This is a genomic window from Bradyrhizobium sp. USDA 336 (assembly GCF_044908355.1).
GTDB lineage: Bacteria > Pseudomonadota > Alphaproteobacteria > Rhizobiales > Xanthobacteraceae > Bradyrhizobium > Bradyrhizobium yuanmingense.
On sequence record NZ_JBIYDC010000002.1, the window covers coordinates 4184527 to 4199033 of the forward strand.

At 66.7% G+C, this 14507-nt stretch carries 12 protein-coding genes and 1 pseudogene; 7 read left to right on the top strand and 6 right to left on the bottom strand.

Annotated features, from left to right (window positions below; genetic code table 11):
- The first annotated feature begins 154 nt into the window (after nt 1-154).
- Nucleotides 155-1204: a hypothetical protein gene (locus ABIA45_RS20500; protein WP_404653393.1), complete on the top strand. Its 1050-nt coding sequence runs from the start codon at nt 155-157 to the stop codon at nt 1202-1204.
- 103 nt (nt 1205-1307) lie between these two features.
- Nucleotides 1308-1511 carry a DUF2158 domain-containing protein gene (locus ABIA45_RS20505; protein ID WP_036024831.1) on the top strand — a complete coding sequence of 68 codons (204 nt, stop codon included), beginning with the start codon at nt 1308-1310 and terminating at the stop codon, nt 1509-1511.
- A 211-nt stretch (nt 1512-1722) separates the two neighbouring features.
- Here ABIA45_RS20505 and ABIA45_RS20510 read toward each other — a convergent pair whose 3' ends face one another.
- The 6 genes from ABIA45_RS20510 to ABIA45_RS20535 all read right to left on the bottom strand — a co-directional run bounded on the left by ABIA45_RS20510 (nt 1723) and on the right by ABIA45_RS20535 (nt 6496).
- On the bottom strand, nt 1723-2076 hold the full coding sequence (locus ABIA45_RS20510; RefSeq protein ID WP_036024830.1) for a cupin domain-containing protein: 354 nt from the start codon (nt 2074-2076) through the stop codon (nt 1723-1725).
- A 328-nt stretch (nt 2077-2404) separates the two neighbouring features.
- Nucleotides 2405-3235, bottom strand: a complete 831-nt coding sequence (locus ABIA45_RS20515) for an outer membrane protein (RefSeq protein ID WP_404653394.1) — start codon at nt 3233-3235, stop codon at nt 2405-2407.
- A 448-nt stretch (nt 3236-3683) separates the two neighbouring features.
- Nucleotides 3684-4940 (bottom strand): CCA tRNA nucleotidyltransferase, encoded by a 1257-nt coding sequence (locus tag ABIA45_RS20520; RefSeq protein WP_404653396.1) that lies wholly within the window; start codon nt 4938-4940, stop codon nt 3684-3686.
- A gap of 10 nt (nt 4941-4950) precedes the next feature.
- The gene (locus ABIA45_RS20525) at nt 4951-5214 is read right to left on the bottom strand and encodes a DUF6111 family protein (protein WP_404653398.1); all 264 of its coding nucleotides are present in this window, start codon (nt 5212-5214) and stop codon (nt 4951-4953) included.
- Nucleotides 5211-5882 (bottom strand): CoA pyrophosphatase, encoded by a 672-nt coding sequence (locus ABIA45_RS20530; protein ID WP_157286391.1) that lies wholly within the window; start codon nt 5880-5882, stop codon nt 5211-5213. The genes ABIA45_RS20525 and ABIA45_RS20530 overlap by 4 nt, the downstream gene beginning before the upstream one ends.
- Nucleotides 5883-5884: 2 nt before the next feature.
- Nucleotides 5885-6496, bottom strand: coding sequence for a DUF1285 domain-containing protein (locus tag ABIA45_RS20535; protein WP_404653400.1), 612 nt, complete (start codon nt 6494-6496; stop codon nt 5885-5887).
- 282 nt (nt 6497-6778) lie between these two features.
- On the opposite strand from ABIA45_RS20535, the pseudogene ABIA45_RS20540 reads away from it, so the two are divergent.
- From ABIA45_RS20540 to ABIA45_RS20560, 5 genes and pseudogenes are all read left to right on the top strand, one after another.
- Nucleotides 6779-7778: pseudogene (locus ABIA45_RS20540) on the top strand (AAA family ATPase).
- On the top strand, nt 7778-8722 hold the full coding sequence (locus ABIA45_RS20545; protein ID WP_275497536.1) for a DUF58 domain-containing protein: 945 nt from the start codon (nt 7778-7780) through the stop codon (nt 8720-8722). Before ABIA45_RS20540 ends, ABIA45_RS20545 begins: the two are co-directional and overlap by 1 nt.
- Nucleotides 8719-11529, top strand: coding sequence for a DUF4159 domain-containing protein (locus ABIA45_RS20550; protein ID WP_157286394.1), 2811 nt, complete (start codon nt 8719-8721; stop codon nt 11527-11529). Before ABIA45_RS20545 ends, ABIA45_RS20550 begins: the two co-directional genes overlap by 4 nt.
- A gap of 7 nt (nt 11530-11536) precedes the next feature.
- Nucleotides 11537-13600 carry a hypothetical protein gene (locus tag ABIA45_RS20555; RefSeq protein ID WP_157286395.1) on the top strand — a complete coding sequence of 688 codons (2064 nt, stop codon included), beginning with the start codon at nt 11537-11539 and terminating at the stop codon, nt 13598-13600.
- 372 nt (nt 13601-13972) lie between these two features.
- Entirely contained in the window at nt 13973-14380 is a 408-nt protein-coding gene (locus ABIA45_RS20560; protein ID WP_275497535.1) for a DUF2946 domain-containing protein, read from the top strand.
- Nucleotides 14381-14507: the final 127 nt, after the last annotated feature.

Consider the following 14507-nt stretch of genomic DNA (forward strand, 5'->3'; position numbering starts at 1 on the left):
AGGTGGTCCAGACACCTTCCCCGCTCGATCGAGGAGCTGCCGCCGGCCGACATCCGGCAGCCCCCCTGCCTCACCTGAAGTGAAATGCTTCACAAGCCGCAATCCGGGATTGCGGTAGCCTCGTGCCACGGGGCGTGACGAGTTGGAGGCGACAATGGAGCAGGACCTTCCGAAGCAGGCAGCGCGCACGCGATCCCCGGTGAAGGCGGCGGGCATCTGGCAGAGAATTCAATCCTGGGACAGCCGCCTCTCGGTCACCAAGGGACTGACGGCCGTGACGCTGCTGACCGGCTTCCTGGGCGGATATTTCCAGTACCTGAATTCCTATGAACAGAAGGTCGGCGAGCAGGCCAAGGCGGACATGCAGAAGGCGACCGACACCTTCCTCGAGATCTCGGACGCCTTCGCCGACGTGCAGATCCAGCAGGAGACCATGCTGCGCGAGCAGTTCGGCTCGCTGAAGGTGCAGGCAAGCCCCGCTTTCATTCCGGTGGACTCCAAGTCATTCGGCTCGTTCTCGGACTATTGGAAGGCGCGCACGTCGCTGCGGCGGAACGGCGCCATCTTTGCGCGCAAGGCGGAGATCTACATCGACTGGCCCAGCGACCTCGGGCGCGACCCGGCCGCGGAGCACACGCTCGACCAGGATCCCCTGACGGCAACGCTGCTCACCAAGTACAATTTCGATTGCGATTCCGACGCCAACCTTCCGCAGTTCAAGGGTGCGATCTTCAATGGCGCCGATCCGGGACGCCCCAGCGACGAATTGTGCAACGACCCGACGGCCAATGGGCTCAAATCCTACGTCAACCTCTGTGCCAGGCGGGCGGATGGCGAGATCGATGCGTTGCAGAAGGTCGTGACCATCAACTGGTGGAGCGCCAAGCACCACGTCCTGGTGATGCACCATTGCTTCGAGGTGCTCCGCAGCGGGCCGAATGCGTTGCAAGCTCCGGCGTCCGGCAACGACGTGCCGAACGATCGCAAGCTCGACAAACCACGCGACAGCAATGAGCACAGGCTACAGCTTCAGGCCCGCCGGCTGGACGCGTTCATGACGCTGACCATGGCGCAGCTGGATCGCATCAGGGTGCGATACCGCCCCACCGGCTTCTTCTGCCATGTTCCGCTCGCGCGCGATGCCATCGGCTATTTCAGCAACCAGTGCCTGCCGAACCAGCCGGTCACGAGCGAGCGCAGCTGAAGCGTACCGCGGAGACACCTTCCGGCGCCGGCAGCCGGCGTGATCGGCCTGTCATGACGGCCTGTTAGCGTCGGCCGTGTCGATCAACCCGAAAGGACAATCCATGGATCTGAAGGCCGGCGATGTCGTGATGCTGAAATCCGGCGGTCAGCCGCTGACCGTCGCGGAGGTGAAGGAGAACGAGGCGCTGTGCTTGTGGATGGGCATGGAAGGCGACCTGTTCCGCGAGACGCTGCCGCTCGCCGTGCTCGTGCAGGTGGAAGAAGACGACGAGGACGACGAAGACGAAGATGATGACGAGGAATAGGCACTTCTCGGACTGCATTCTCGTGCGAGCCGAGTTCGGCTCCGGCGCGTCCGATGTCCGCTTCCCTGTCAACACAGGGCGATAGCGGACATCGCTGTCGCAGAAGCGCAAGCGATGGATTTCGCAAGCGAAGCTCGCCGCCAATGGCTCGACGGTGAAGGCGCTGTGCGTCGAGGGCCTCACCGCGGTCCTGATGACGGGCGCGGGTTGATCAGACGAGGATACGAGGCGCCGCCGTGGCCTTGTCTCCGGAATTCGGCGTCCCCGTCGGTTCGATCAAGAGGATGTGCACTTCCCCACGCGCCACCGGCCGGTGCTCAACGCCCTTCGGCACGACAAAAACCTCGCCGGGGTTGAGGGTGACGGTGCGGTCCCGCAGCTCGATGTCCAGCGTCCCGCTGAGCACGAGAAAAAAGTCGTCCGTGTCCTCGTGCTTGTGCCAATGAAACGGCCCCTCGAGCTTGGCCACCATGATGTCGTTGTCGTTGTAGGTCGCCACCGTGCGCGGGGAGAAGCGATCGGTGAACGTGGCGAGCTTCTCGGCGAGATTTGCGGGGGCTTTCATCGCGTTTCCTCAGGTGAAGACGTCCAGCCCGAATATGGTGAGGGGCTAACCTCCCGGAAGGGATAGCACGACCCAGTTTGGGAACCTGAGACTGCGATGTGGCGGAATGTGGTTCTATGCGACCCGCGCGCAGGATGGGCGGCGAGCGCGTTCAAGCACCCGGCCATGGGAGTGCTGCACTATCAGCAGGTGTCGCTGTCGCTCGCGGGCTGGCCAGTATATCGGCTGACGATGCTGCTCACCGCACCCGCGGTGAGCAAATGACGACATTGCTCGAGGCGAGGGTTTCGCAACGGCGAAACCCTCCTGCGAGCTGATGCCGATCGGATCAGAACCGATAGTTGATGCCGCCCTTGGCCGTATGAAGCTGAACCTCGGTGTCCGTGAACGACGCGCCGGGGAATGCAAGAGCATTGCCGTTCGACTTTCCGAGATTGATGTAGATGTACTCGGCCTTGAACGTCCAGCGCGGATCGAAAGCCCATTCAAGGCCGCCACCCGCGGAGAAGCCCACCTGGACCTCCGACGAGGATGCACTTCGCGTCAGGGCCGGGAAGAAGCCGTTGAAATTGGCGATGTTCGGCGTGGCGAGATTGGAGGTGAAGATGCTGTTCTTGACGTGGCCCCAGGCGAAGCCGCCGGTACCGTAGATCAAGAGGTTGTTCGCGGCATAGCCGATGCGTCCGCGAACCGTGCCGAACACGTCGATTTCCTGCTTGAGATTGAATACGCCGGTGAAGGCGCCATTGTCGCCGCCGATCGTTCCGGTGACGCTGAAGGGGCGGCTCGCCGTTTCCCTGATGGCAGCGCCGCTGACATCCGCTTCCAGACCGTACACGAACGTGCCGGACTGCCAGTTATAGCCGATTTGGCCGCCGCCGAATCCGCCCTTGGGGCTCACATCCAGGGTGAACGGCCCAGTCCCACCCGTGACGACATAGCCGGGGACCGTCCCGGTTGCGAGCGCGCCCGGATCGAAGGTCGCGGTCGGATCGCTCCAGCCATAACCACCATGCACGCCAGCATAAAAACCGGTCCAGCTGAATGCGACCGGCGCGGGCGGCGCCTTGGTGTAAGCCCTGCCGAGATCGGCCGCGAAGGCGCCCTGGGACAGACACAGAGCCGAGGCCAGAAGGGCAGCAGAGACGATGGACTTCATAACTTCCCTCAATGTTGTGCGCCGTGACAAGGCGGGGCCTCGCCGCGCGAGCGCCAATAGAACCGCCGATGACCAGTCATGCGCCAATTACTATATTACAAGCCGATTATTAGACGTGATCCCACGTCTTGGCTGTAGCGGCGGAGACACAGCGTGGAGCTGCGGAACACGGTTCACGCGCGCCAAGTTCGCCTGACGCGACGCAGCCCAGACTGTAGCGACATCGGGTACTCCTCAGACGCCAAGAGCGCCATTTCGGCCGGCGATCAGCTGCCTCGCCGCCGCCGAGATCATCACGAGTCCGCCGGCGATCACGGCGGCATCGAGGATCGCGGTGCGGATGTGCACCGGCATCCGCTCGACGAAGGCCTTGGCGAAGAACGCCGGGCACGGCCATACCGAAGCAGAAGCTGGAGCAGCGAGATATCGGCGACGCCCGAGACGATGGTCAATCTTTCTGGTCGCCTCTGATGCGGGCTACGGCTCGATCGGCGATGGCGGCGAGTGCGGCTTCCTCCAGCGGGAAATCCGCCGCGAGCCAAGCGTCCTCCGCGAGCGTCAACACGTGGCCGAGCGCGGGTCCTTCGGCGAGACCGCGGGCGATGAAATCGGCGGCCTTCAGCGGAAATTTGGGTGCGGTCCAGCGCTGCGGCAGCTCGGCGAGCGCGCGCCAGCGCGGCGAATGCACGTCAGCGGCGGCGCGTGCCCAGCCCAGCAATACGCGGTCGTGATAGCTCTCGGGCCCGAGCCGGTACAGCAAGCGCCGCGCATTGGCTTCGTCCTTGGTGGCGAGGCGCCACCAGCGGTGCCCCATCGAATCCAGCGCCCTGGCCTCGGCATTGGAGAGCCGCAGGCGCACGGCGAGGCGCTTGGCGTCTTCGGTGACGGCGACCGCGAGCGCGGCAAGGCGCCGCGTGCTGCTGGGGCTGAGGCCGAGCTCGCGCTCGATCGCGATCATTGTGTCCAGGGGACCCGTATAGACGACGCCGCCGGTCAACGCCTGCAGCAATCCGCCCTCGGCCATGGCCCGCACGGCCGCAGCCGCACCACCGGCGACCAGCAGCTTGAGCATCTCCATGCGCACCCGCTCGGCCGACAGGCTGGCCAGGCCCGCGCGTCCGCGGATGCAGGCGAGATAGCCGTCGCGGTCGGGCTCGCCGGCACCGAAGGCGGCGTGGATGCGGAAGAAGCGCAGGATGCGTAAGTAATCCTCTGCGATGCGCTGGTCGGGATCGCCGATGAAGCGCACGCGCCGCGCTTTGGCGTCGTTGATGCCGCCGACATAATCGTAGACCACGCCGTGCGCATCGACCGACAGGCCGTTCATGGTGAAGTCGCGCCGCTCGGCATCCTTGACCCAGTCGCGGCCGAACGCGACCTTCGCCTTGCGGCCGAAGGTCTCGGTGTCCTCGCGCAGCGTCGTGACTTCATAGGGGTGGGCATCGATCACCAGGGTGACCGTGCCGTGGTCGATGCCGGTCGGCACGCTCTTGATGCCGGCAGCCTTGGCACGCCGTATCACCTCGTCGGGCAGCGCCGTGGTCGCGATGTCGATGTCACCCGGCGCAAGACCGAGCAGCGCGTTGCGCACGGCGCCGCCGACCACCCGCGCCTCCTCGCCATCAGTGCCGAGCAGCGCCAGGACGCGCGCGGTACCGCCTGCGGTCAGCCAGGGCGCATTGGCGAGTAAAGGCTCCGCGCTCATGGATCCGGCCCTACTTTTCCGTGCCCGGCACGAGCTTGCCGTCCTCGATATGGGCGGGGACGTAGGTCGAATCCGGCGGCGCGCCGGAGAACTCCGCCAAGCCGATGAGGCCGGCGATGACCAGCACGATCGCCACCAGCGCAAGACGCGCGACGATCGCGACCGGCCATGAGGAGCGTGCGAACACTCCGGAGCGGCTCGCGGCCAGGAACAGCGCATAGACGGCAAAGGGGATGAGGAAAATTCCGATCTCGGTCAGAACCGTCCGGATCATGACGAATAGATCCGCTCATACAGCACACGCAGCATGCCCGCCGTCGCACCCCAGATGTAGCGTTCCGCGAACGGCATCGCGTAATAGGATCGCGGCGTGCCGCGGAATTCCTTGCTGTGCACCTGGTGGTTCACCGGATTCATCAGGAAGGATAGCGGCACCTCGAACGCATCATCAACCTCGGAATGGTTGATGCTGAGCGAAAAGCCGGGCCTGACCCTGGCAACCGTCGGCAGGATGCGGAAGCCGAAGGCGGTGCCGTAGAGATCGAGATAGCCGAGCGGCTCGACGAAGTCTCTGGACAGCCCGACCTCTTCCTCGGCCTCGCGCAGCGCCGCATCGAGCGGCGAGGCATCGATCGCGTCGATCTTGCCGCCGGGAAAGGCGATCTGGCCGGCATGGTCGTTGAGATGCGCCGAGCGCTGCGTCAGCAGGATGGTGGGCTCGGGATGATCGACCACCGCGATCAAGACCGCTGCCGGGCGCACCGGCTGCTCGCGCGCGATGATCTCGAGCATCTTGTCGGTGCCGGGATCGCCCGAGGCCGGGATGATGTTGGGATCATAGAGGCCGGGCGGCACGTCGAAGCCGAGCCGCGCCCTGGAGCGGGCGAAGAAATCCGCAGCGCCAAGCGCGACCGGCTCGTTCGTCAGGATAGGGTTGTTCAAATTCAAAGCGCCGCCCTCACCTGCTCCGCATCGGCCATGGCGAAGAACTCGCCGGCCGACTCGACACCGAACATCGGCTGGCCATCGACCATCCGCTCCTCGCCCATGTCAACCAGATCGTAATAGAGCGCGCGCGTCACCTTGGCCCAGAGGTTGGCACGGACGTGCAGATAGGGCGTCAGCCCGCCATCCTCCGCCTGCTCGAAACGCAGCCGGTGCGCCGCGTCGCAGCTGACCCAGTCGTCGACATTGGTGCGGAAGTGCAGCACGCGATGGCTGCCCTCGCCGTCCTTCTGCATCTCGACCGCCATGAACGGCGCATCGTCGACGCGGATACCGACCTTCTCCACCGGCGTGACCAGGAAATGCTTGTCGCCCTCGCGCTTGAGAATGGTCGAAAACAGCCGCACCAAAGCGGGACGCCCGATTGGCGTCCCCATGTAGAACCAAGTACCATCGGAGGCGATTCGGATGTCGAGATCGCCGCAAAACGGCGGATTCCACAGATGCACCGGAGGCAGGCCCTTTTTGGCCCCTTCGGCATTGGCAGCGCTTTTGGCGGCGGCAGTCAGTCCCTCAAGACCCCGATCGGCGCTCTGCCCTTGGTTCGCCATGGTTTGCCCTGACTTTGTGATTGGCACGATTGGTGCAGGTCTACGTTGTACTTAGGTGCGCGGTTCCATCCGGAATAGCCCGGTGTGGAGGTCGCCACTTCGTGATGCCGTACATACCCCGAAGCCGATAAGGTGGGGATAGGTTAATTCAACGAATACATGGCCTTCCTGCAAGTCTAGCATGGGGCCCATGATCTTGGCGTGATGATCTGGCGTGATGACCTGACGTGCGGATCTGACGATGCAAGCAAGCCGCGTTGCACAGGCTGAAGGAGCAAGCGAATGGCGGAGAGTGTCGAGAAACTCGAGGACGGGATCGTCCGTTCGGCCGAGCAGGTGTCGAGCCAGGTTCGCGCGGCCAAGGACGCGATCGCCTCGGTCATCTTCGGCCAGGATCGCGTGATCGAGAACACGCTGGTCACCATCCTCTCCGGCGGCCATGCGCTCCTGATCGGCGTGCCGGGTCTTGCCAAGACCAAGCTGGTGGAGACGCTCGGCGTCACGCTCGGTCTCGACGCCAAACGCATCCAGTTCACGCCCGATTTGATGCCTTCCGACATTCTCGGCGCCGAAGTGCTGGACGAGAGCACCGCGGGAAGGCGCGCCTTCCGCTTCATTGCCGGTCCCGTGTTCGCGCAGCTCCTGATGGCCGACGAGATCAACCGCGCCTCACCGCGCACGCAATCGGCGTTGTTGCAGGCGATGCAGGAGCAGCACATCACCGTCGCCGGCGCGCGTCACGATCTGCCGAAACCCTTCCACGTGCTCGCGACGCAGAACCCGCTGGAGCAGGAAGGCACTTATCCGCTGCCCGAAGCCCAGCTCGACCGCTTCCTGATGGAGATCGACGTCGACTATCCCGACCGCGATGCCGAGCGCCGCATCCTGTTCGAGACCACGGGCGCGGAGGAGACGCTGGCCAAGGGCGCGATGACGCCCGATGCGCTGATCACCGCGCAGCGCCTGATCCGGCGCCTGCCGGTCGGAGATTCCGTGGTGGAAGCAATTCCTCTCGCTGGTGCGCTCGGCCCGCCCGGGTCCGGACGCCGGCGAAGCCGGCAAGTTCATTGCCTGGGGCCCCGGCCCGCGCGCCAGCCAATCCCTGATGCTGGCGGTGCGCGCGCGTGCGCTGATCGACGGCCGCCTGGCCCCCTCGATCGACGACGTGCTCGACCTTGCCGAGCCCGTGCTGAAGCACCGCATGGCGTTGACGTTCCAGGCGCGCGCCGAAGGCCGCACGATTCCGGACGTGATCCGGCAATTGAAGACACGGATCGGTTGATGGCAGCGGAGAACGGGCGGGCAGCGAAGGAGATCCTGGCGATCCGACGTGCCGATGGCGAAAGCCGCACGCTCGCCGCTTCGTTGCCGCGCCTGGTGCTCGAGGCCCGCCGCATCGCCGCCAACGTCATCCACGGCCTGCATGGACGGCGCCGCGCCGGCTCGGGCGAAAACTTCTGGCAGTACCGCCGCTTCGTCTCGGGCGAACCGTCGCAGAACGTCGATTGGCGCCGCTCGGCGCGCGACGACCATCTCTACGTGCGCGAGCTGGAATGGGAAGCCTCGCACACGGTCTGGATCTGGCCGGACCGCTCGCCCTCGATGGCGTTCGCCTCGAAGAACGCGCGCGAGTCCAAGCTCGAGCGGACACTGATCGTCGCCTTTGCACTGGCCGAGTTGCTCGTCGCCGGCGGCGAGCGCGTCGGCATTCCCGGGCTGATGGCACCGACTGCAAGCCGCAGCATCATCGACAGGATGGCGCAGGCTATGCTGCATGACGATGCGGACCGACTGAGCCTGCCGCCATCCTTCGTTCCGGCCGCGCTGGCCGAGATCATCGTGCTGTCGGATTTCTGGTCCCCGATCGCCGAGATCAGGACGACGCTCGCCGGGCTGTCCAGCTCCGGCGCGCACGGCACGATGGTGCAGGTGGTCGATCCCGCGGAGGAATCGTTCCCCTATTCCGGCCGCGTCGAGTTCGTCGAGCCGGAAGGCTTTGGCGTGATCACCGCCGGCCGCGCCGAGAGCTGGGCCCAGGACTACACCGCGCGCCTCGCGCTGCACCGCGACCAGATCCGCGCCGAGACCAACAAGCTCGACTGGCTGTTCACGACGCACGCGACCGACCGTTCCGCCGCCGAGCTCTTGCTGTTCCTGCATGCGGGCATGCAGGTGAGCAAGTCCGGCGCACGCACCACGACGATCAAGGCGGGGCCGGCCGCATGATGGGATTGCCGCTCGCCTTCACACAACCGCTGCTCCTGATCGGCCTCCTCAGCCTGCCCGTGCTGTGGTGGCTCCTGCGCGTGATGCCGCCGCGGCCGCGGCGCATCGAGTTTCCGCCGACGCGGCTGTTGTTCGACATCACGCCAAGAGAAGAGACGCCCTCGCGGACGCCATGGTGGCTGACCGCGCTTCGCCTGCTCGCCGCCGCGCTGGTGATCTTCGCCGCCGCCGGCCCGATCTGGAATCCGCAAACTGGCGTCGCCGGGAGCAAGGCGCCGCTGATGATCATGTTCGACGACGGCTGGAGCGCTGCATCGCACTGGGACGTCAGGATCAGGACCGCCGACGAGCTTATCGCCAATGCCGACAATGACGGCCGCGGCATCGCGCTGGTGCCGCTGTCCGAGCCGAACCGCGACATCACCCTGATGCCGGCGGGTGCGGCGCGCGTCGCGCTGCGGCAGCTGGCGCCAAAGCCCTATTCGATCGACCGGGTCGAGACGCTGGCTGCGGTCGACCGTTTCCTCAAGGTCACCGGCGACTGCGAGATCGCCTGGCTCTCGGACGGCGTCGACACCGGCCGCGGCGAGGACTTCGTGGCCGGCCTCGGCAAGACCATCGGCGACCGCAGCCTGACCGTGTTCGAAGGCGGCACCTCCTCGCCGCTGGCCCTGGTCGCCGCCGAGAATGCCGCGGCGAAGATGACGGTGAAGGTGCTGCGCACCGACAGCGGGATTGCGGTCGGCACGGTGCGCGCGCTGGACCAGAAGGCCTCGCCGATCGGCGAAGCGCGCTATTCGTTCGGCCCGCAGGACAAGGAAACCGAGGCGGCGTTCGATCTGCCGGTCGAGCTGCGCAACGACATCACACGGCTCGAAATCTCCGGCGAGCGCTCGGCCGGCGCGGTGCAGCTGCTCGACAAGCGCTGGCGTCGCCGCGCCATCGGCATCATCTCAGGCGCGACCAGCGAGACCGCGCAGCCACTGCTGGCGCCGACCTTCTATCTCACCCGCGCGCTGGCGCCGTTCGCCGACGTCCGGCTCGCCGACAAGGGCTCGCCGCAGCAGGGCATCACGCAGTTTCTGGACCAGAAGCTGCCGATGATCATCCTCGCCGATGTCGGCACCATCGCCCCCGAGCTGCGCGAACGCCTCAATGCCTGGGTCGACCAGGGCGGCGTGCTGGTGCGGTTCGCTGGGCCCCGGCTGGCACAGGCGGAGGACGACCTCGTGCCGGTCAAGCTGCGCAAGGGCGGCCGCACCCTCGGCGGCAGCCTGACCTGGGAGAAGCCGCAGCATCTCGCCTCCTTCGCCGTCGACGGCCCGTTCGCCGGCGTCGCGGTGCCCAAGGACGTCACCGTGAGCCGGCAGGTGCTGGCCGAGCCCGACGCCGTGCTCGCCACCAAGAGCTGGGCCTCGCTGGAAGACGGCACGCCGCTCGTCACCGGCGAGCATCGTGGCAAGGGCCTCGTCAGCCTGTTCCACGTCAGCGCCGACATGCGCTGGTCGGATCTGCCGATGTCGGGCACCTTCGTCGAAATGCTGCGGCGGGTGGTCGACATGTCCGGCTACACCGCGAAGCCCGGCGCTGGCGTTGCCGGCGAAGCGACCGCTGAGACCGTGGCGCCGCTGCACATCCTCGACGGATTTGGCGCGTTCGGTCCGCCGCCCGCGACGGCCAAGCCGCTTCCTGCCGATTATCGCGACCGCGCCACATCAGATCATCCGCCCGGCTTCTACGGCCCGGCAGAAGGACCGCTCGCCGTGAACACGCTTGCCAGCGCCGACCGCATCGCCGCCCTGAACACCGCGAGCCTGCGCGCCCGGCACGCCACCTACACCAATGCCGAGCCGCGCGATTTGCGCGGCTGGCTGCTGTCGACGGCGCTCGCGCTGTTCCTGATCGACGCCATCATCATCGCGGTGCTCGGCGGCGGCATTGCCGCGCTGCTGCGCCGCCGCGCCGCGCCCGCGATGATCGTGCTCGCCCTGCTCGCGGGATTCGCGGCGCTCTCGCCGGCGCCGTCGCGCGCCGACGGCGTCACGGACGAGTTCGCGATGAAGTCGGTGTCGCAGACCCGCCTCGCCTATGTCGTCACGGGCAATGCGGACGTCGATTCCATCGTCAAGGCGGGAATGAACGGGCTGACGCTGTTCCTGGCCCAGCGCACTGCGCTCGAGGCCGGCGATCCCGTCGGCGTCGATCCCGCGCGCGACGAGCTCGCGTTCTTCCCGCTGATCTACTGGCCGATCGTGCCGGGCGCGCCGAAGCCGCCGCAGGACGCCATCAACAAGATCGACGCCTACATGAAGCAGGGCGGCACCGTGCTGTTCGACACCCGCGACGCGATCGAGGCGCCACCCGGCGCCAACGGCGCGGCGCAGACGCCGGCCATGCAGACGCTGCGCGAGATCCTGTCCTCGCTCGACGTGCCCGAGCTCGAGCCGGTGCCGCGAGAGCACGTGCTGACCAAGACCTTTTATCTGCTGCGCGACTTCCCCGGCCGCTTCACCGCCGGCCAGACCTGGGTCGAGACCTTGCCGCGCGAAGACGACGATGAGAGCGCGCAACGGCCGGCGCGCGGCGGCGACGGCGTCTCGCCGATCATCATCACCTCGAACGACCTGGCAGGCGCCTGGGCGGTGCGGCCCGACGGACAGGCCATGCTGCCGGTGACCGGCGGCGACGCCCGCCAGCGCGAATTCGCCTACCGTGCCGGCGCCAACATCGTGATGTACACGCTGACCGGCAACTACAAGGCCGACCAGGTGCACGCTCCGGCGCTGATCGAACGGCTGGGGCAATAGGATCGACATGAACTACGGCATCGCGTTCACACCGCTTGTTCCTACCATCGTGCTGTGGCTCGCGCTCGCCGCGATCGTCATTGTCGCGCTCGTGCTGCTGCTGGCGCGCGCGCGCGGCGCCGCGGTGCGGGTGGCCGCGCTGGCGCTGTTCCTGCTGGCGCTTTCCAATCCCTCCTTCACCCGCGAGGACCGCGATCCCCTCACCTCGGTCGCCGCTGTTGTCGTCGACAAGAGCCCGAGCCAGAACTTCGGCAACCGCAATCGCGAAGCTGCGCAAGCGCAGGAGGCGCTGGTCGACAGCCTGAAGAAGATCAAGGGCCTCGAGGTCCGTGTCGTCGAAGCCGGACAGGCCGACGGCGAGACCGACGGCACCAAGCTGTTCGGCGCGCTGGCCTCGGCCTTGGCGGACGTCCCGGTCGACCGCGTCGCCGGCGCGTTCCTGATCACCGACGGCCGCGTCCACGACATTCCCGCGAACGCCGCCGCGCTCGGCTTCCAGGCGCCGGTGCACGCGCTGGTTACGGGCCAGAAGGACGAGCGCGACCGCCGCATCGCGATCACCGCCGCGCCGCGCTTCGGTATCGTCGGGCAGAGCCAGACCATCTCCTACCGCCTCGACGACCAGGGTGTCACCGGCGAGCGCGCCAGGGTCACGGTCCGCCGCGACGGCGAGGTCATCAACGAGCGCACGCTCTCCAGCGGCCAGGCCGCGAGCGTCGACGTCGACATCAAGCATGCCGGGCCGAACATCGTCGAGATCGAGGCCTCGCCGCTCGAACGCGAATTGACGCCGGTGAACAATCGCGCCGTCGTCGCCATCGACGGCGTGCGCGACAAGCTGCGCGTGCTGCTGGTCTCGGGCGAGCCGCATTCGGGCGAGCGCACCTGGCGCAATCTGCTCAAGTCCGACGCCAGCGTCGACCTCGTGCATTTCACCATTCTGCGCCCGCCGGAGAAGCAGGACGGCACGCCGATCAACGAATTGTCGCTGATCGCGTTTCCAACCCGCGAGCTGTTCCAGCAGAAGATCAACGAATTCCAGCTGATCATCTTCGACCGCTATGCCCGCCAGGGCGTGCTGCCGATCCCCTATTTCGAGAACATGGCACGTTACGTGCGCGCAGGCGGCGCCGTGCTGGTCTCGGCCGGCCCCGACTATGCCTCGAACAGCAGCATCTGGCGCACGCCGCTCGATTCGGTGCTGCCGGCCGAACCCGTCGGCGTCACCGAGAAGCCGTTCTATGCGCATCTGTCCGACCTCGGCAAACGCCATCCCGTCACGCGCGGGCTGGAGGGCTCCGCCAGCGAGCCGCCGCGCTGGAGCCGGTTCTTCCGCACCGTCGATACCCGCAATGCGGTCAACCCGCCCGTCATGACCGGCGTCGACGGCAAGCCGCTGCTGTTCCTGTCTCGCTTCGGCGAGGGCCGCGTCGCGCTCCTGCTGTCTGACCACATCTGGCTGTGGGCGCGCGGCTATGAGGGCGGCGGTCCGCATCTCGACCTGCTGCGGCGGATGTCGCACTGGCTGATGAAGCAGCCTGATCTCGACGAGGAGGCGTTGCGCCTCCAGGTGCAGGGCAAGGACCTCGTCGTGGTGCGTCAGACCATGGCGGACAGCGTCCAGCCCGTCAGCGTGACCTCGCCATCGGGTGTATCGCAGGATCTGACGCTGAGCGCCGGCGATCCCGGCGAGTGGCGCGCCAGCCTGCCGGCGAGCGAGCTCGGCCTGTGGCAGGCCACCGACGGCACGCTGAAAGCGCTGATCAATGTCGGCCCGACCAATCCGAAGGAATTTTCGGAAGTCACCTCCACGGTCGATACGTTGAAGCCGCTGACACAGGCGACAGGCGGCGATGCCGTGCGCGTGGCCTCTGGCTCGAGCGTCGAGCTGCCGCGCATCCTGCCGGTGCGCTCGGTCGGCATGTTCCACGGCGATGGCTGGATGGGCGTGCGGATGCGCGACGCCAGCGTCGTCAAGGGCGTCGGCGTGCTGCCGATCTTCGCCGGCGTGATCGGCCTGCTGCTGCTGCTCGGCGCATTCGCGGCGACCTGGGTGCGCGAGGGGCGGTGAGCTCCTGAGGCGCGATGAAATTCTGCCGACTGTCCATGGCTCACCTCTCCCCGACGGGGAGAGGTCAGATTGCTACGGCGCGCATTGCGCGCCATAGCAATCCGGGTGAGGTGCCGCAGCGCATCGTGAGACCGTAAGCCCTCACCCGGCTCGCATCTCCGATGCGATCCGACCTCTCCCTTCGGGGGAGGTGTTTCGAATGCTTGGCGAGCACCATTCATCCCACGCCCGTTGCCCGAAGGACACATCGGGCGGCTGCGTGCACAGGCAGCTCGCCCTGCCGTTGACATGCACGGACCGTCGGGCGATGTTATACTATAACATCGCGGCGTCCTGGGATTGACGCCTCGGTGTGGGGGTGGCGTTTTCCAGATGAAGTGGTTCCGGTCGAAGATCAGGCACGGCGCCCGGCTCGCATTGTTCGCGATGCTGGTGCAGCTCGCGCTGACGTTCGGCCACAGCCATTGGTTCGCGCAGGCTGCGCCGCTTGCTCAATCCTCGGCCCAGCACACAGAAGGCGGCGCCAAGGACGTTGCAACCACCGACAGCGCCGCCGTCGAGAAGCAATCGCCCTCAAGTCCCGACCGCGAGCATTCGCGCGACGAGGGTTGCGCCATCTGCGCCATCATTGCGATGGCGGGCACGATCGTGTCGGCGACGCCGCCCGTGCTGCTGCTCCCGCAGGCGATCGAGCTGCTCCGGCGCAGCCTCGACGCCGAGTTCGCTCATCTGACATCGGCCGGCACGGCGTTCCAGCCGCGCGCCCCTCCTGCGTCCTGACTCCAACGCTTGATCACGCCCAGCCTCGCCGCCCATCGGCAAGTATCTGGGAGAAGTTGAAGTCGAATTCCGTCGCGTCGCGACGGCAGGCCGCCTCCGGTCAGCAGAGCATCATCCGGACGGCGCC